This is a genomic window from Paenibacillus sp. FW104-T2 (assembly GCF_058789975.1).
Genome location: NZ_JBYTCE010000012.1, coordinates 42191 through 60818, shown reverse-complemented (window position 1 = coordinate 60818; position 18628 = coordinate 42191). Strand labels below are relative to the sequence as shown.

Here is an 18628-nt window from a genome sequence, read left to right as displayed (position 1 = left end):
AGAACGTTAATGGTGTTGGTGTAGAATAGGTGTATGACAGAGGCCGGAGAGGAGAAATGCACAGTGAAAGCCAGAACGATGATTGGTGGAGTTATTGCTGTTGCTGCCGTTACGGCAGGTGGCTTATGGAAGGCAGCGGTGAAGAGTCAGACACCCAAAAAGATCCCCATCACGATTACTCCGCCCATGCCATTCGAAGATGTCACCTTCGAGAGTGGCGGAGGACGGGTTCATGGATGGTTTATTCCGGCTGGCGCCCATGTTCCCAAACCTTGGCCGTTAATCATTATCGCCCATGGCTGGGGTTCTAACCGATCACGTGTGCTACGTTACGCACGTCCCATCTGGGAAGCCGGATATGCTCTCTTCATGTATGATGTTCGGAGTCATGGGGCCAGTGATCCGGTAAAAGCAGCGTCTGCCTATCTGTTCCGTGACGATCTGCTCTCTGCACTACGCTACACCACCTCACGGCCGGAGATCGATTCGGGTGCCATCGGTGTGCTCGGCCATTCCCTTGGAGGTCTGGGAACGATCATGGCGGTAACGGAACATATTCCGGTGTCGGCAGTCATCACGGATTCGATGCCATCCCAGTTTGAAGTAATCGTCAGCTCGGAGCTGAAACGTCGGCGATTGCCGTTGTTCCCACTGGCGCAGTTGATTCCGCGAATATGGTTCTGGAGGCTCGGTGAATCACTGAAAACGTACCGCCAGCGCGATCCAGTCCTGCTGCTCAATGAACGGCGTAAAGGCATGCAGCTGCCGATGCTTATGGTGCATTCCAAGGGAGATAATTTTATCCCGCCAAGTGAGCTGGAATACTTCATGTCCAAGGCTGATCCGCCTGTAGAGCACCTGTGGGTGAATAGCGGCGGACACAGCTGCTCAGAGGAAGACCCTGCCTTCTGGGAGACCGTCATTCCGTTCTTGAAAAAACATATTCAGGTTCAGGCTCAACCGCACAATTCGGACATAACCTCTAATAAATCTTAATAACCGTTAGCCTGCATGACAATCGGGTTAACAGTGAAAACGCCAACCAGGTTGGCGTTTTTTGGTCTGTTCCAACTATTATGCAAAAATTCTCATCTGTAAAATTGTTGGGAAAACGACGATTAAAAAGGAAGCTTATGGTATCATAGAATAGACTGGCAATATTCATGCAGGGTTATTTCGCATGCATCCATGTATGAAATTGAAGGGAGAGGTCCAGATTTGAGTTTTCAGATTCGATTCAAAATGATGACAGCCAGAGCTGCTTCAGCAGCCATGGCGGCATTGCTTCTGGCATCGCAGACTCCAGGGTTTGCAGGCAGCGTGTCAGCAGCGCAAGCAGAGCAGGTAACAGAAGCTGCACCGGGGGAAAATGAACAACTAGACGTGACTAGCAATGACGTGCCTGAGGGGGCTAAAATCTCCTCCAAGCAAGCCAGTGAGAATATATTGAAACTGTTTCCGATGTTGAAAAAAGCGACCATCACCTCGTCGCAATTTGATCCGAACAACCAATTTCCTCCGCTGGAGTACAAAACATGGGATATCGGGTTTCAGATTACCGAGGGGAATCATTCCATGGGGTTCAGCGCATCTGTACATGCAGGGACAGGGGAAGTACTGAGTGTACATTTGCCATCTGATTTATTGGATAAGCAGTTATCTGGATCAGAAGCCAAACTGACCAAGGATGAAGTGGAAGAGCAGGCTGTGGCCTTTTTGTACAAGGCCATCCCTGGTTTGAAGGAAGGCGCATACGCATCATTGGGAGACCTGTACCAAACGGCGGGACAGCAATCGTTGTTTGGCAGAACCGAATATCAATTTGCATACCAACTGAAGCATGACGGTTTGTTATCTGATGCGGAGACGGTTTACATAAGTGTGGATCAAAGTGGCCTGGTAATAGGATATTCACGATTGACGACCGCGGCACAATATCCTTCATCGAAACCAGCTGTGTCTGCAGAGAAGGCAAGGCAGCAATTCGAAGACCAGTTCGATGTAGAACTTGCCTACATTTCGAAAAACCGCCTGTCTTCAAAACAAGGTCAGCCGTATTATCTTGGATATACGCCGAAGGATTCCAGCATGGTTCCACTTGAGGCGAATACGTTGGAACGGTTCAACGCTATGACTGGAAAAGTCATTACCGAGAATACCGTACAGCAGGACAAACCGCTGAAAGGCAGTGTGGCTGCTTTTGTTCCAGCGAAAGGACAGAGAATGAATGCCCAGCAGGCGGAGAGCCTGGTGAAAAAGAGCTTTGACATTCCGGAAGGATACAAGCTGGATTACAGCCAGTTAAATAAAGGCAGCTACTGGAGTCCAAACAATCAGGTTTGGAGTCTGAGCTGGAGCAACCGAAACGCGAATATGTCCTATATGTTCATGCGGGACATTTCAGCACAAGTGGATGCCACCACCGGGCAAATTTACAGCTATAGCCTGTATCAGCGAATGAGTCCGGATGCAGAACAAGAGAAATCGGATGAGAAAAATGAAGGCAAGTCCGTAACCCGTACACAAGCCGAGAAACTTGCGATTAATTCGGTTATTGCACTTGTGCCGGATGCGACGGAACAGTTCAAGCTGTCCAGCGTGCTTGAGGTAGAGGACGCCCGTACGTTCATTTTTCAGCGTTACTTGAATGGAATCGCGGTTAAGGATGATCAGGTACAGGTGCAGGTCCTGAACGATGGGACGATTAGCGAATTTTACGCCAATCTTGCTGCAACGCCTGAGCAGCTGCCTGCCAGCAAGGAGCCGGCGATCAGCTACGAAGAGGCAAAAGCGGCCTATCTCGAAGAATTCAAGCTGGTTCTGGCATATTCCCGTTACGGTGGACATGGTACGAGCAGTGGCCAAGTCACTCCGTCGGGGATCAATCTTGCGTATATGCCTACACGGGATGATAAATCGATCTACGGCAGCTATGAAGTACTTGATGCCAATACAGGCGAATGGACGTCTATGTACAACACTTCCAGCACGGCAGCTCAAGCTGAACCTAGTGATATTGCTGGTCATGTGGCTGAAGAGGCCATCCTTAATATGACCCAGCATAGCGTGCTGATTCCTGACGAGCAGGGACGTGTTTTCCCGGATCGGGTGATTACTCGAGGAGATTGGTTTAATTATCTCGCGAGAGCTGTTAATCCGAATCTTGACATCTATTACACGGTGAACGGGGATGACAAGCTGTATGCGGACATTACCCCAGATAGCCCTTACTATCAGGCAGTGCGTACATTAATTGACCAGCGCTGGCTCGCTGGCGCTGATCCAGAGGTCAGTCTGAATCCACAGGATGAGATGACTCGGGAAGAACTGGCTGTATTACTTGTCCGTATACTTCGTTACGAGAAGCTGGCTGGGTTCTACACCATGCCATCGGATCTGCCGAACCTTGTAGATGCGAATTCGATTACCAATAAAGGTGCCGTATCTCTTAGCATGAAGCTGGGATTGCTTCCTTCCATTGAAGGGCGTTTCATGCCAGCACGCAAAGTGACTGTAGCGGAAGCGTCACAGGTACTGGAGCGATTGGCCAAGCTGCAGGGCAAGACAGATTCATTTATGACAGGCAGTCGTCTGTATTAAGAGGTATTCTTGCATAACCCGCTCTGGTAAGTCATAGGCTGGATATAGCGGGTATGTGTTATTTTGCTGAAGACAAGGGAGACCTTCTGCGGAAGGTCTCTTTTGATGCTTTTCGACAAAACTAGAAGCCTGACGTCAGATCCTTTTGTGATACAATGAGGCATGAGAATGTTGCAAAGAGAGGTGGTATCCTTTCATGGGCAAAAACGGAAAACGAGTGATCACCATATTGCTGGCAGGCTGTCTGATTGCGGTGGCTTTACCTCGTGCGGTTGACCTGGATCAACTGTATGCTGCATCGGACACATCCGATATTTCAACAACCAAGGATTTACGTCAGACGTTGCTTACAGCCATGTCACAGCGAACGGAGGAGCTTGTATTTACATACAAGGGTGATGTGAAAGGACTCAAAAAGCAGCTCCAGAGCTCCATTGATGAAGCAATGACCAGTGATCCCTATATCCAATATACCGTCAAAAGTTATGCTTTTAATTATAAAGGTTCCAACGTTTCGGCCGAGGTCCATGTGAATTTGTCTTACCGGGAGACCAAGGAACAGACCGATTACGTTAACCGCAAAGTGACCCATGTGTTAAAAGAGATTATCACACCTGGCATGACGAATCATGAAAAGGTGAAAGCGATTCATGACTGGATAGTTCTCCATCTTGCCTATGATACTTCTCTACAGAAATACACGGCCTATGATGGACTTGTCACGGGCAGCACCGTATGTCAGGGATATTCCCTGCTTACTTACCGTATGCTGGAACAGGTAGGTATTGAGAACCGGATTGTGGAAGGTACGGCAGGTGATCAGCTGCATGCGTGGAATATCGTGAAGCTGGACGGCAAATGGTACCACATGGACACGACCTGGGATGATCCGACACCTGACCGCAAAGGAAAAGTTAGCCATAACTACTATTTGCTCAGCGACGACGAGATGGCACGTGACCATATCTGGACGGGCAAAGGCAAATATCCGACTGCACCAGCTCCCTACCGGGAGGCCCTGCAAACCTTGATACAAAGCGGCGGCAGCAAGGCACCTGCGTATCAGAAGCTGTACCATACGCTGGAATATTCACTCTATGACGAGAAAGATGCAGTTAGTGGACATTCTGCACTGGAAACCAAGGTGCAGAATGTGCTGAAGGAAGGTGGAACCACACTGACTTTCAGATACAAGGGTACCGAGACCAGTCTGGTTGAAGATTTGCAGAATTTGTATCAGCTCGGGATGAAATCGATATCGTATTATGTGTCCAAAATGGAAGATACAACGGATCTGCGTGTGAAGATCAATTGGACGTTATGAATCAAGGCGCGTGTAATAACGCCTTAATGGTATACAAACAAAATCCCCCTGCTTCTAAACCGTAGAGAACGGTCAGAAGCAGGGGGATTTTCTATACGTTTACTGCGCAGAGGAATCCGTAGGGGAGAAGTCACATTCCTGCAGCGGCACCACTTTGGTTTTCTTGATCCACTTGTAACCAAGCCATAGAATCAGGAACAGCGGCACACTCAGGTAGGCAACAAGCGCTCCGCTCCAATCGATCTGGTCTCCGGTAAATGCCTGGTAGTTCTGACCGATAATGACGATGATACAGAGTACAAAAGCGAATATCGGTCCGAACGGGAACCAGCGTGCGCGATAAGGCAAGTCCTTCAATTCCCTGCCTTGGGCAACATAAGCCCGGCGGAAGCGATAATGGCTGATTGCGATGCCTAGCCAGGTGATAAATCCACACATGCCGGAGGCATTCAACAGCCAGGTATACACAATACCATCACCGAACAGGGAAGCGAGAAACGCCAGCATACCGACAGCTGTAGTTACAAGCAGGGCATTCATTGGAATGCCTTTTTTGTTCAGTCGTGCAAGGAAACGCGGCGCCTTGCCATCACGGGCAAGAGCATAGAGTACCCGGCTTGAAGCATACATGCCAGAGTTGCCGGCAGACAGCACAGAGGTCAGAATGACCGCATTCATTACCGAAGCTGCAATGGCAAGCCCGGCTTTTTCAAATACTAGCGTAAATGGACTGACACCGATGTTGTTCAGATCACCTTTGAGCAGGTTCGGATGCGTATACGGGATGATCAAACTGATTACCGTGATGGCCAAAATGTAGAAGATCAGAATCCGCCAGAATACCTGCCGAATGGCACGAGGCACATTCTCACGCGGATTTTCACTTTCACCTGCAGCAACACCAATGAGCTCGGTTCCCTGGAAGGAGAACCCTGCAGCCATGAATACACCAAGTACGGCGAAGAATCCGCCATGGATGGGCGCATCACCCACTGTAAAGTTGCTGAAACCCACAGCTTCTCCGCCCATAATACCGAAGATCATCAGTACACCCACGGTCAAAAAGATAATGACGGTAGCCACTTTGATGATGGCAAACCAATATTCCGATTCGCCATAACCTTTAACAGACAGCACATTCAGAGCAAAGATTAAAACGAGAAATAGCAGGCTCCATAACATGGACGAGCTGTCAGGGAACCAATACTTGATGAGTACCGTAGCTGCAGCCAGTTCGGCTGCAATGGTGACGGCCCAGTTGTACCAGAAATTCCAGCCCATGGCGAAGCCAAGTGCGGGATCGACGAAACGAGCGGCATACGTATTAAATGAACCGGAGTCAGGCATAAATGTAGCCAGTTCTCCAAGGCTTGTCATCAGAAAGTAAACCATGATACCGACGGCGGCATATGCAATCAATGCACCACCCGGTCCGGCTGTGGAGATGGCGGTACCACTTGCGAGGAACAGCCCTGTACCGATGGAGCCACCGAGGGCAATCATCGTCATATGCCTTGCACGCAATCCTTTTTTCAGCGAACCGTTTCCTGCTGTTGTTTGCTTGTTGCGGTCTTGCAATGAAAACACTCCTTCACTCAGCGTACTGATGATATGGATCAATGGCACTATACATACAAAAGACCGCAGGCTTCAGCCTGCGGTCTTATTATCCATTGTCCGCACCTGTCCCAGATGTTATAAGATAGCTCAACACAGAAGAATTCATACCCACCCATGCGGGCTGGTGTGTATCTCTGTGACAGTTCTGTACCTTTCGGCAGCAGCCCCAACCATACTGGACAAATGTAAGGAACCGTCCAGCAGGCTTCGGCGGGTGCACCTTTCGGCTGATCTCAAGAGCGGCTCCTTAGCGCCTCCTTCAGCTTACTGATCGCACCCGCGACCTCTACCTCATCATCGTGGATGAGGTGTATCTATTGTCTATGAAATTATTGAATAGCAGAACGTTACATGCCATGTTCTGTTGCTCAAACAGACATTCAGTATACCTTTCCTTGTTTCATCATGCAATAACAAAAGTTGGATGTTCTCTTAACAAGGTCTATTCCGTCTTTTTGTTGCGTCCGGCCATTTGCTGCCATACGGTACCTGCAGCCTGTTCACCGGATTCGATTCGCTCCAGCGCCATCTTGGCCTGCAGGCTAACTTCAAATTCAGGATCGTCTGCTGCCTTCCGCAGAGCTTGTTCTGCTTCTTCAGTTCCCACTTCATATAAGAAACGGGCTGCCCGCCAGCGCACCAGTTTGCTGCTGTCGGTGAGCGTAGCTGTCATCGCAGCGGTTGCAGCCGGGTCGCCGATATCGGACAAGGTGTCTCCAGCGGTACGACGTACGGCAGGGGAGCTGTCTTTGAGTGCTTCATACAGCAATTCCATGGCTTCCGGCGTTTTGATGTCTCCAAGATAGACTACTGCCAACCGGCGGATCTGCATTTTACTGTCATGCAGGGCGCGGGCAATAAGCGGCAATCTCTCTTCTGTAGGTTCCATACCGTCAAAAGCTGCATAGCGTACATTCCAATCCTCACTGCTCAGTGCTTCTTCCAGCTCGGCACCTTCGAGCTTGCGGCGGCGTTCCACAAACTCTTCTGTATTGGTTCCGTGCGCAATGGCTTGTTCAATGACCTGCTTCAGACGCTCCGGAGGGTAGGCTGCCTCCAGCTCCTGCTCAACCTCACGGGCAATATCCGGCAATTCACCGTACCGTACGCCGTAATCACTTAATTTACGTTCTTTGATCAGCGTTGCACTGGCCACTTCGGTAACGGCCTTAACGAATCGATCGGAGAGAGAGATTCGTTCTTCTTTTGCACCGGCCTTAACCCGAATCTGCAGCGGAACACCGCGGAAAAACTGTACAAATACTTGTGCTTCGCCAAAGTGCTCACCTGATGCATCCTCGGATTCAATCCAGTCGAGGTCAATGCCTTGTTGGCCCAGACGGTTCTGGACTTCCCCCAGAATGACGGACCAGTCGGCATTCCCCTTGCGATCCAGCGCAACGAAGTCCGTGGTATGAAATACACTTTTAACGCCAGGAATATGGAGCATCTGGCGGATAAACGCTGGAGCAGAACGTTCATTATCCAGCGTGTAGGTTCTGCGGATCCCGTCTTCGAGACGCTCATCGAGATGAAGCATCATCGTATTGGGACTGGGTGTTGGTTCAATGGAAACAATATTCATCGGTTCATAACCTCCTGTACCGGATTCATCATTTAAGTTCCCGTGATAGCAACGGGTATATCCCTATTTTACATGAATGGAGGCAAACTGCGAAATGAATGACAAACCTTACATAGTTGTGTGAGAAGTACTAAGATAGTTAACACTTCTTTCATGTTCACTCACAAACATTTTTAAATGAAGATCGGCACAATAAGTAGAATGAAACAACTGGAGGTTACAACTATGGAACGTATAACAGTACTTTCGGATGGAAGCCGCGGTATTGCTTATGAGCATATTATCGAATTGTTTAACGAGTGGATGGAGGAAGAGCAGGAAGAATGCATCCGAGGCGAGGAACAAAACCAGAAGATGGGTTCAAGGTCTACTTGGGGCCGATCCCGTTATTGCATTGTCGATTACATGGATGCAAGCCAGGCCGTATCGGCATCCAATGCCATTCGTGCCTTTTTGCCACAGCTCCCACTGCTGGTCATTACCGATTTCCAATCGTTGATTCGCAGACAGCATGTGCAGCAGATTACAGGTAATGGCCTTATTAAGATGCTGCTGTGGAACCCGAGCGAGCCACAACAGCTTTATTTGGACATTCAGAAATGGCTGTACTCCACACTGCCGGATCAAGAAAAAGCTATGCCCTCTGCCATGTCGATACAGAAATATACACGGAGAGGGCATAGCCACTAGTTTAGGAATATTGAATTAAGTCACATACTTATAACCTGTTCCCCAAACGGTCTTGATATAGCGTGGATTTTTGGGGTCGGGTTCGATTTTCTTACGCAAGCTGGAGATATGTACATCAATGGTACGGTCCAGGTAGGCTCGTTCCGATCCTTTAATTCGGTCCATAAGCTCATTACGGGTAAATACTTTACCCGGATATTTGTACAATTCTTTCATGATCTCAAATTCAATATGAGTGACTTCGATTTCTACTCCGTTGACGAACAGTGTCCGTCTATATTCATTCACAGTTACATGTCCCGTATGTTCTGATGGTTTATCCTCTTTTGCTGGTTTATCAGGATACGAAATGGCCGATCTGCGCAGCAGTGCCTTGATCCTTGCGTCCAGCTCCTTCAGACTAAAAGGCTTACAAAGAAAATCATCAGCACCGTTATGTAATGCTCGGAGCCGATCGTTCAGCATTGTACTTGCTGAAATCATGAGAATCGGTACAGTGGAATGCTGGCGAAACGCATCTACCAGATCATTTCCATCCATTTCCGGCAGCATCAGATCAGTCACAACAATATCCGGCCCGAACTGCGGGAAAAGTTGAAGTGCCTCACGGGCATGATGAACCCGTTCTGTTATGTATCCTTCCTCCTCAAGAAAGAAAGCAATCATGTCAGCCAGATTTTTCTCATCTTCTATAAGAAGTACTTTGATAGACATAGAGGTCACACTCCTGATGAAAAGAATTTGTTAAGAAATTACTAAAAAAAAGCTGAGTTTAGTGTAGAAATACCACAAATTTTTTAATGTTTATATTCCAATATATAGGATGTATATGTAGGGGAGTACAAACTTGAGAAGAGCTTCAGTATTTTACCATAGCTGTGGCTATTTTGCCGATAAATCAAATTTTTCCAACAGAAAAACCTTTTAATATATACAGTATAATGTATCAAGGGGATTTGAGGAAAGAAAAGTAGATAGAACGGCTCTCGTTTATAGGAGGTACCAACGTTGTTGTTGAATACGGATTTAGAACTAGGCCAAGAGGATTGTAGTCCATGCTTCGAATAATGGCCGCCAAAATGCTGGTATGGATTGTAGAGAAATTGCGAATCGCTTGGATCGGAACTGTGATTCTCATTGTGCTTGGAGCCATGGGCAGCATATACCCACTTACGTTGTTTTATGGCGTCCAGTTAATGTTCGGCAGTGCTGCTGTCCTTGTTGCCCTACGCTTGCATGGCGGAATATATGGTTTTATCACCTTCGCTGCTATTAGTGGAATACATCTGCTTTATAATGGGCCAACTTCACATTGTCTCTACATGGTCTTCGGTCATTTTATTGAGTTGATCTGGATGCTGGGCTGGCAGATGCGTTGGAAGAACGGAAGCATTATGAAGGCCAACGCCGTGTTTTGGGTCGTGATGTTATTACCTGTCTTGGGGTATGGGCATTATATTCTGAACATGAATCTGGATGAAGTAAAGTATGCATACATGCATATTGCCGTAGTCAGTATGGTTAACGCGCTAATCGCCGGAATCATCATAGACTTCTGGATCACCAACGGCGAGCATCAATCGAAAAGGACAGGCACCATCCCGCTTAGTCGAATTGCTTTTAAATATGTGGTCGTGTTTGTTGTTGTGGTCTCCCTATTTCTTTTATCAGCGGATAGCCGCAGACAGTTAAGTCAAATTCATGAAACGATTATATTAAATATGAAACACGCAGCGAATGCAGTGACTCAGGATCTGGATGAACGATTCTTGACGGTTCAAAATATGCAGCGGGGCATGGAGCGTTATCATCATCTATTGGATGTAAACGTCATTATTCTGGATAAGAATGATCGCGTGATTGCTTCTGGGCTGGATACTGTAATTATTGGCGAATATTTAAATACAAGCAATTATCGTTATCTGAAAGAGGGGGAGTCCTCCATTATCTTCCGTTCGGGAGACGCTTATTACAGCGATGCGCTCACCTACTGGAAGCATGCTGCATTTATCTATAAAGCAGATGTGGAGTCAGATACTTCGTACCGTGTGTATGTGGAGACAAGTTCAGCCAATTATTATTCACGGATTGAAAGAATCTATCTGACTACCCTGCAGAGTCTGTTTCTCATTTTTGTAACCTCGATGGTTGTGGCTGCCCCATTAAGCCGAAAGGTGGTGAGTCCTCTGATCAGGCTTACTCGGATGACTGGTTTACTCCCGAGATTATTATTTCGTAAAGGCAAAATGGATTGGCCAACAAGCCATGTTATGGAAGTTCAAATTTTGATTGGAAATCTGCGCAAAATGGCAGATGTGCTGCTTGAACAATTTGAACAGATCCGTCAGGACAAATTAACACTGGAGGACAGGGTCCGTGCACGGACCAAGGAACTGAAAAATAGTGAGGAAATCAAACGTGCCATCATCGATTCATCTATTGATGCCATTATTGCTGTGGATTCCAATGGATTGATCATTGAGTTCAATCCCGAAGCCGAAAGAATGTTTGGGCTTAAACGGGAAGAGGTTGTTCTTGAGACCAATGCTCCATCCCTTTTTCAAGGGGCGAGTTGTATGGAAATCAAGAAGATGCTGGAGAGATATGAATATATCCGAGGCAAGCGGCATGTCAATGTCGAGGAGATTTCAGGCATTCGCAGAGATGGGTCCGTTTTCCCGATAGAATACAAAATTGTGGAAATTCAGCTCGGCAACAATGAGAAGCTGTATAACTTGTTTATCAAAGATATTACCGATAAAACACGAGCAGAGGAAGAACGTGTGCGTCATGCACTCGCGCTCGAGAAACTGAATGCAGAGTTGTTTAATGAGAAAATTGCGATTCAGGAACAGCGCGATATCAGTGAACACTTTATTGAATCCGTTCGGGAAGGGCTGGTCATGTCCGATCGCTCTGGCATGATTACCATCGTTAACCGAAGGGTCGAGGAAATGTTCGGCCTTGGTAACTTTCTGGGCAGATCCATCGAAGAATTTGCTCAAGCCATGGATAAGCTTGTCCTGACGGATGACTTCAATCTGGTGGATCAAACGAAGGCCTTTTTGCACGGGGAACGTGCTTTTGTCGAGACCGAATTCAGTTTTAATAACAAGGAAAAAAGCGTATTTTCCCTCTATATTAAACAAGTGGATGTGCCTGGCAAAAACCATGGGTTCCTGCTTGTGTTCCGCGACCGTACGGAAGAAGAACGTCTGAATCGAATGAAAAACGAGTTGATAAGCGTGGTATCCCATGAGCTGAGGACCCCGGTAGCAACCATTATGGGTTATGTAGAATTAATGATGATGTATGATTTACCTGCTTCACAGCGACAGGAGTTTATGGAAACGATCTCGTCGGAGGGCAGCCGGCTTAGCAGCCTGCTTGAGGATGTACTGGACATCCAGCGTCTGGACAACGACGGCATGACTTATCATATGACCTATGTACCGCTATTGGAATTAGTGGAGGGTGTTGCCGAGCAATGGAATATCAAATCCATCCAGCGTATCTATGTACATGCCTTTAACGGCGATTTCTTTGCTTATGCAGACCAGAATCGGATGACCCAGGTGCTTCATAATCTGATTGGCAATGCAGTGAAATACTCACCAGGAACCGAACGGATTGACATTACCATGTGGGAAGAAAATGAGTGGATATGCATTGATGTACGCGACTACGGAATCGGCATTCCGGAGAATGTGCAGGACCAGCTGTTTACGAAGTTTTATCGTGTGGATAACTCAGATCACCGACAGATCGGTGGAACCGGACTCGGACTGTATATCTCTCGTAAAATTGTCGAAGATCATCATGGAACGATTACGTTTATATCCGCAATTGGCAAAGGAAGTACCTTCAAAGTACGTTTGCCCAAGCAGGAGGATCTCCTCTAGGCAGGGGAGTTGTTCAGAGATGCCATGTTGCTAACTGCCTGTATACCATCACTAAGTCTTTATTTTTCAGTCAAACCATGAACTGAAGGATAAAGGCTTTTTTTGTTTTTCAAATTTTCAGGATAAAAAACCATGAACTTTTGCAAACTGTCTATAGCGCCATAATTTGCATCGGATCAAAAGGAGGATGGCAGGTATATGTTTCGCAAGCAGGAGAAAACGCTCATTATTGTCTGCCTGGTCGCAGCAGTGGTCGTACTGTATGCCGTTGTGAAAAGTATCATGCGTATCATGAGTTATTGAGCTATATGGACAAGCAGATATATGAAGCTGTACATCATGATAAAGAGGAGTGTCACCCATGTCATCGCTGGATCCTGTTCTTCTCAGCCGGATATTAACCGGTCTGACCCTGGCTGTACATATTATATTTGCCTCCATCGGCGTAGGCGTTCCGCTCATGATTGCGCTGGCCGAATGGCGGGGGCTGCGAACAAACGATATCCATTACACCTTGCTGGCACGCAGATGGGCACGGGGATTTGTCATCACCGTAGCTGTAGGTGTCGTCACCGGAACCTCCATCGGTCTGCAGCTTAGCCTGCTGTGGCCGATGTTTATGCGGGTCGCGGGTCAGGCGATTGCGCTGCCGCTATTTATGGAGACGTTCGCTTTTTTCGTGGAAGCAATCTTTCTGGGAATCTACCTGTACACATGGGATCGGTTCAAGAAGAAATACACACACATGCTTCTGCTTATTCCCGTAGCACTGGGATCTTCTGCTTCGGCCATATTCATTACAACCGTGAATTCCTTTATGAACCAGCCTCAAGGCTTTACCTTGATTAATGGCATCATGAAGGACATCCATCCGATTGCAGCCATGCTGAACCCAGCTACCCCAACCAAGGTTTCTCACGTGCTGGGATCCTCATATACACTCAGTGCCGGTGTTCTTGCAGGTATCGCCGCGTTCAGTCTGCTGCGTGGCCGGGACCATGTCTATTACAAAAAGGCACTAAAGCTTACCACGGTATGTGCCCTAGTGTTTGCGATTAGTACAGTCATGCTCGGCGACTCCTCGGGCAAGTTTCTGGCGAAATATCAGCCGGAAAAGCTGGCTGCGGCGGAATGGCACTTCAAGACCATGAAGGAGGCCCCGCTCGTCTATGGCGGAATACTCGATGAGAATAATGAGGTGAAATATGCGATTGAAATTCCATATGCGCTCAGTATTCTGGCGGGAAATCGGCTGGACACGGAAGTGAAGGGACTGGAAGAATATCCCGCTGATCTGAGGCCGCCGTTGTCCATTCATTACATGTTTGACCTGAAAGTAACGACAGGCGTGATCATCCTGCTGATTCCTGTTCTGTATGTATTCCGCCGCTGGCTTCCGGGACGAAAGCCGTATCCGAAATGGCTCCTGCTCGGAATCGTTTTTCTCGGTCCACTGGCCATGGTTGCGATTGAGCTGGGCTGGATGTTTGCCGAGGTAGGTAGGCAGCCATGGATTCTGCGGGGGTACATGAAAGTGTCTGAGGCGGCTACTACCTCGACCTCGGTAGGATGGATGCTGGTTCTGTTCATCCTGTTATATCTGGTCCTGTGTTTTTCTTGCATTCGGGTACTCAGCAAGCTGTTCCGCAATAAAGAGGCTGAGAAAGAGCTGGATTCGCTTGGACTTGAGGGAGGGATTGTCCATTGAGCTTCGAAATTGCTGGCATTGCGATATTATGGACATTTTTGTTTGGTTATCTGATCGTGGCTTCCATTGATTTTGGAGCGGGATTTTTCAGTTTTTATAGCTTGCTCACAGGGCATGAGAACAAAATCCATAACATAATTCAGCGCTACCTGTCACCGGTGTGGGAAGTAACGAATGTGTTTCTGATCTTTTTCGTGGTTGGATTGGTAGGGTTCTATCCGGATAGTGCCTTTTATTATGGAACAGCTCTTCTGGTCCCCGGCTCCCTGGCTATTGTGCTGCTAGCTATTCGGGGTGTCTACTACGCGTACAATACGTATGGCAATCATGGTAAAAACAGTCGCATCTACATGGCTTTATATGGTGCGACGGGATTATTGATCCCGGCTGTCTTTTCCACGATTTTGGCCATTTCAGAGGGTGGAATTATTGAGCAGGTTGGTGAGCAGGTGTTTTTTCGCTGGGGTGAATTCCTGACAAACCCATATACCTGGTCGGTTGTACTGCTCGCGCTCGTCAGTGTGCTTTATATTTCGGCGATGTTTCTGTCCTATTATGCCAAGAGAGCTGAAGATGAGACGGCATTTGAAGTGCTGAGGGAATACGCGCTGTTATGGAGCTTGCCCACGATTTTTGCCAGCTTCCTGGCGTTCCTGCAGATTAACAAACAGAATCCCGTGCACTTTGAGCAAATGGTCAATATATCGTGGATGTTTATCGCTTCGTTTATTTGTTTTGTTATTGCGGTCTCTCTTGTATGGAAGCGAAAGTACCTCGGCTTTTGCTTCATCGCCGTAATGCTTCAATTTGCCTTCGCCTGGTATGGATACGGCAGGTCGCATCTGCCCTATATCCTGTATCCGTACATTAATATCTATGACAGCTTTACCAACCGGACGATGGGGATTGCACTCATCACGGCATTCAGTCTCGGTCTGCTGGTGCTGATTCCGTCGCTAATCCTCATCATGAAGCTGTTCCTGTTTGATGCGAATTACGTCCGTGGCCAATCGGGTAAAAAGAAAGGATGAACCTCATGAATCTGGAAGGGGCAACAGGCATTCCGGGCATAACGGGTTTGAGCTTCTTTGAGGAATTCACGATCATGTATGCACCGCCGCTCATTATTGTTGCTGCGATTGCGTTTCTGTTCGTGTATCTGGCAGTATGCAAAAACCCAAAAGATTAATCCGCCTCTCTTTTTTCAAAAAGGCTTAGGTTGGGTTAAGATATTAGGAAGGGAGGAGGGCCCTTTCATGCCGAAAATCCGTTATAACAACATTGATAATGTAAGTACGGACAAAACGTTAAAGGAATTCAAGCAGTGGAGGGAGCAGCGGCGGAGCAAGGTGAAGGATTATTCGTATACCGTGCCCAAACACCCGCCTGAGCTGGATTACCTGCATGCCAACCGGGATGAGACAACCATCACCTGGATCGGTCACTCCACTTTTTTTATTCAATATTATGGACTGAACATCGTAACTGACCCCGTGTGGGCCGAAAAAATGGGATTTCAACGGAGACTGGGTCCCCCCGGTATTCCGATTCAAGATATTCCACCGCTGGATATCATCCTGATATCCCATTCTCACTATGATCATTTGCATCTCGCTTCACTGCGGAAATTGGTTACCGCCAAAACCTTGCTGATTGTACCGGATGGGCTTAAACGAAAAATGGTGCGCAAGGGCTTCCATCGTTGCCATGAAATGAAGTGGTGGGAGCATATCGTGCTCGGCGGCGTCAAAATCACCTTTGTCCCTGCACAGCACTGGACCCGCCGGACGTTATTTGATACGAATACCTCTCACTGGGGCGGATATGTATTGGAGCAGCATCATGCGCTGACAACTTCGTCCGAGGAGAGTGCGGCTGCAAGTGAGCATAACGAGTCGTCCTTAGATTCAACAATGCAGACATCGCAGCAATCAGAAGGACCGCCTGTTTTGTATTTTGTGGGGGATACAGGATATTTTCAGGGTTTCAAAACGATTGGAGAACGCTTTGACATCGGTGTGACCTTAATGCCGATCGGTGCCTATGAGCCCGAATGGTTTATGACGTCCCAGCACGTCACGCCGGAAGAAGCACTGCAGGGATTTGTGGAGTCCGGTTCACAGCTTATGGTTCCGATGCATTATGGTACGTTTAAACTCGCAGATGATACGCCTAAGGAAGCGCTGGATCGGCTGGAAGTTGAACGTGAACGACTCGGAATCCACAAAGAACGAATCCGGGTGCTCGGACACGGTGAGACCCTGCGTATTCGTCATGAGGATCATAGAAAGAGCTAACAAAAGCGGGCTAAATATGCTAAGGTAAGGGTATACCCGCAGCAATTGCACAATTACCAAAACTTTAACGAGTAAAAAGCGGCTAATTTTCGAATTTGCCGTTTTTTTGTGTTATAATATGGTGCCAGAATAGGCTACGGGATATTGAATCCATGATTGCTATGAATGCAGTAGCAGATTATTAAAATAAAGGATGGTATGCTTAATGATTAGTACAAGCGGCATCACGCTCCGCTACGGAAAACGTGCACTTTTTGAAGATGTGAATATCAAATTCACGCCAGGCAACTGTTATGGCCTGATCGGCGCCAACGGAGCCGGCAAATCAACATTCCTGAAAATTTTGTCCGGTGAAATTGAAGCAAACTCGGGAGAGGTGCACATCACCCCGGGCGAACGTATGGCCGTTTTGAAGCAAAACCACTTCGAATATGATGAGTACCCGGTTCTCGAAACCGTAATTATGGGCCACAGCCGTCTTTACTCGATCATGAAAGAGAAGGATGCACTGTATGCCAAAGCGGACTTTACTGAAGAAGATGGTCTGCGTGCCGGTGAGCTTGAAGGTGAATTCGCCGAGCTGAATGGCTGGGATGCTGAGCCGGATGCAGCGGCACTCCTGATCGGTCTGGGTATCGATCGTGAAATGCATGAGAAGAAGATGACAGAGCTGAGTGGTAACGAGAAGGTTCGGGTCTTGCTGGCACAGGCATTGTTTGGTACTCCAAACAATCTGCTGCTCGATGAGCCTACCAACCACTTGGATCTTGAATCCATTCAATGGCTCGAGAACTTCCTGATGGATTATGAAGGTACAGTTATTGTTGTATCCCATGACCGTCACTTCTTGAACAAGGTATGTACACACATTGCGGATATCGATTTCGGTAAAATCCAGCTGTACGTAGGTAACTATGACTTCTGGTACGAATCCAGCCAACTGGCGCTCGCGTTGCAGCGTGATGCGAACAAGAAAAAAGAAGAGAAGATTAAAGAGCTGCAAGCCTTTATTCAACGTTTCTCCGCGAATGCATCCAAGTCGAAGCAAGCAACTTCGCGTAAGAAACAACTCGACAAAATTACGCTGGATGACCTTCGTCCATCAAACCGTAAATATCCGTTCATCAACTTCAAACCTGAGCGTGAAGCAGGCAAGCAATTGTTGACTGTCGATCGTGTAAGCAAATCGGTTGAAGGCGAGAACATGCTGAATGATATCAGCTTCGTGGTAAACAAAGGGGATAAAATTGCTTTTGTTGGCCCTAACGGAAATGCCAAATCTCTTCTGTTTGACGTTCTGATGGGAGAAGTAGAGGCTGAAGGCGGTGAATATACTTGGGGTGTAACGACAACTCAGGCATATTTCCCGAAAGATAACTCCAAATACTTTGACGGCGTGGAGATGACTCTGGTAGATTGGTTGCGCCAGTATTCCAAAGATCAGGATGAAACGTATCTGCGTGGATTCCTGGGTCGTATGCTGTTCTCCGGAGAAGAAGCACTCAAAAAAGCGAGTGTACTGTCCGGGGGAGAGAAAGTTCGCTGTATGCTGGCGAAGATGATGCAAACGGGAGCCAACGTACTCATCCTGGATGAGCCAACGAACCACTTGGATCTCGAATCCATCACGGCACTGAATAACGGTCTGATCGATTTTGACGGCACAATGCTGTTTACATCCCATGACCATCAGTTCATCCAAACCATTGCGAACCGGATTATCGAAATTACGCCAAATGGCATTATTGATCGCCAAATGAGCTATGATGAATATCTGGAAAGCGAAGAAATTAAAGATCTGCGTAAAAAAATGTACCCGGTTGAAGCTTAATTTAAAATAGGTTGGGGTTCAGAGCTCCACTGTAATAAAAAAAGAACCGTAAGCCCTGTTGAAAGGAGCTT

13 protein-coding genes and 1 riboswitch are annotated in these 18628 nt (G+C 47.4%); of the genes, 10 read left to right on the top strand and 3 right to left on the bottom strand.

The window, feature by feature from the left end; genetic code table 11:
- The first annotated feature begins 63 nt into the window (after nucleotides 1-63).
- The 3 genes from AC3WQ3_RS16490 (at nucleotide 64) to AC3WQ3_RS16480 (ending at nucleotide 4924) form a co-directional block, all read left to right on the top strand.
- Entirely contained in the window at nucleotides 64-996 is a 933-nt protein-coding gene (locus AC3WQ3_RS16490; protein ID WP_492472821.1) for an alpha/beta hydrolase, read from the top strand.
- A gap of 222 nt (nucleotides 997-1218) precedes the next feature.
- A complete protein-coding gene (locus tag AC3WQ3_RS16485) occupies nucleotides 1219-3600 on the top strand; it encodes a YcdB/YcdC domain-containing protein (RefSeq protein ID WP_492472820.1) in 2382 nt (793 codons plus the stop codon).
- 196 nt (nucleotides 3601-3796) lie between these two features.
- On the top strand, nucleotides 3797-4924 hold the full coding sequence (locus AC3WQ3_RS16480; protein ID WP_336783959.1) for a transglutaminase domain-containing protein: 1128 nt from the start codon (nucleotides 3797-3799) through the stop codon (nucleotides 4922-4924).
- 99 nt (nucleotides 4925-5023) lie between these two features.
- Here the strand turns inward: AC3WQ3_RS16480 and AC3WQ3_RS16475 are convergent, their stop codons facing one another.
- On the bottom strand, nucleotides 5024-6502 hold the full coding sequence (locus AC3WQ3_RS16475; RefSeq protein WP_492472819.1) for an amino acid permease: 1479 nt from the start codon (nucleotides 6500-6502) through the stop codon (nucleotides 5024-5026).
- A gap of 117 nt (nucleotides 6503-6619) precedes the next feature.
- Nucleotides 6620-6841, bottom strand: a riboswitch (Lysine riboswitch).
- Between the two features lie 145 nt (nucleotides 6842-6986).
- Entirely contained in the window at nucleotides 6987-8129 is a 1143-nt protein-coding gene (locus tag AC3WQ3_RS16470; RefSeq protein WP_492472818.1) for a virulence factor, read from the bottom strand.
- A 225-nt stretch (nucleotides 8130-8354) separates the two neighbouring features.
- Here AC3WQ3_RS16470 and AC3WQ3_RS16465 point away from each other — a divergent pair, with 225 nt between their 5' ends.
- A complete protein-coding gene (locus AC3WQ3_RS16465) occupies nucleotides 8355-8819 on the top strand; it encodes a hypothetical protein (protein WP_492472817.1) in 465 nt (154 codons plus the stop codon).
- Between the two features lie 15 nt (nucleotides 8820-8834).
- Here the strand turns inward: AC3WQ3_RS16465 and AC3WQ3_RS16460 are convergent, their stop codons facing one another.
- The gene (locus AC3WQ3_RS16460) at nucleotides 8835-9533 is read right to left on the bottom strand and encodes a response regulator transcription factor (RefSeq protein WP_127539850.1); all 699 of its coding nucleotides are present in this window, start codon (nucleotides 9531-9533) and stop codon (nucleotides 8835-8837) included.
- Between the two features lie 341 nt (nucleotides 9534-9874).
- Here AC3WQ3_RS16460 and AC3WQ3_RS16455 point away from each other — a divergent pair, with 341 nt between their 5' ends.
- From AC3WQ3_RS16455 to AC3WQ3_RS16430, 6 genes are all read left to right on the top strand, one after another.
- Nucleotides 9875-12721 carry an ATP-binding protein gene (locus tag AC3WQ3_RS16455; protein ID WP_492472816.1) on the top strand — a complete coding sequence of 949 codons (2847 nt, stop codon included), beginning with the start codon at nucleotides 9875-9877 and terminating at the stop codon, nucleotides 12719-12721.
- 361 nt (nucleotides 12722-13082) lie between these two features.
- Nucleotides 13083-14429, top strand: a complete 1347-nt coding sequence (locus AC3WQ3_RS16450) for a cytochrome ubiquinol oxidase subunit I (protein ID WP_492472815.1) — start codon at nucleotides 13083-13085, stop codon at nucleotides 14427-14429.
- Nucleotides 14426-15460, top strand: a complete 1035-nt coding sequence (locus AC3WQ3_RS16445) for a cytochrome d ubiquinol oxidase subunit II (protein WP_336783964.1) — start codon at nucleotides 14426-14428, stop codon at nucleotides 15458-15460. Before AC3WQ3_RS16450 ends, AC3WQ3_RS16445 begins: the two co-directional genes overlap by 4 nt.
- 5 nt (nucleotides 15461-15465) lie before the next feature.
- Nucleotides 15466-15618, top strand: coding sequence for a cytochrome bd oxidase small subunit CydS family protein (gene cydS / locus AC3WQ3_RS16440; protein ID WP_170948273.1), 153 nt, complete (start codon nucleotides 15466-15468; stop codon nucleotides 15616-15618).
- Nucleotides 15619-15685: 67 nt separating this feature from the next.
- Nucleotides 15686-16726, top strand: coding sequence for an MBL fold metallo-hydrolase (locus AC3WQ3_RS16435; RefSeq protein ID WP_492472814.1), 1041 nt, complete (start codon nucleotides 15686-15688; stop codon nucleotides 16724-16726).
- Between the two features lie 205 nt (nucleotides 16727-16931).
- Nucleotides 16932-18557 (top strand): ABC-F family ATP-binding cassette domain-containing protein, encoded by a 1626-nt coding sequence (locus AC3WQ3_RS16430; protein WP_336783967.1) that lies wholly within the window; start codon nucleotides 16932-16934, stop codon nucleotides 18555-18557.
- The last annotated feature ends 71 nt before the right edge of the window (nucleotides 18558-18628 follow it).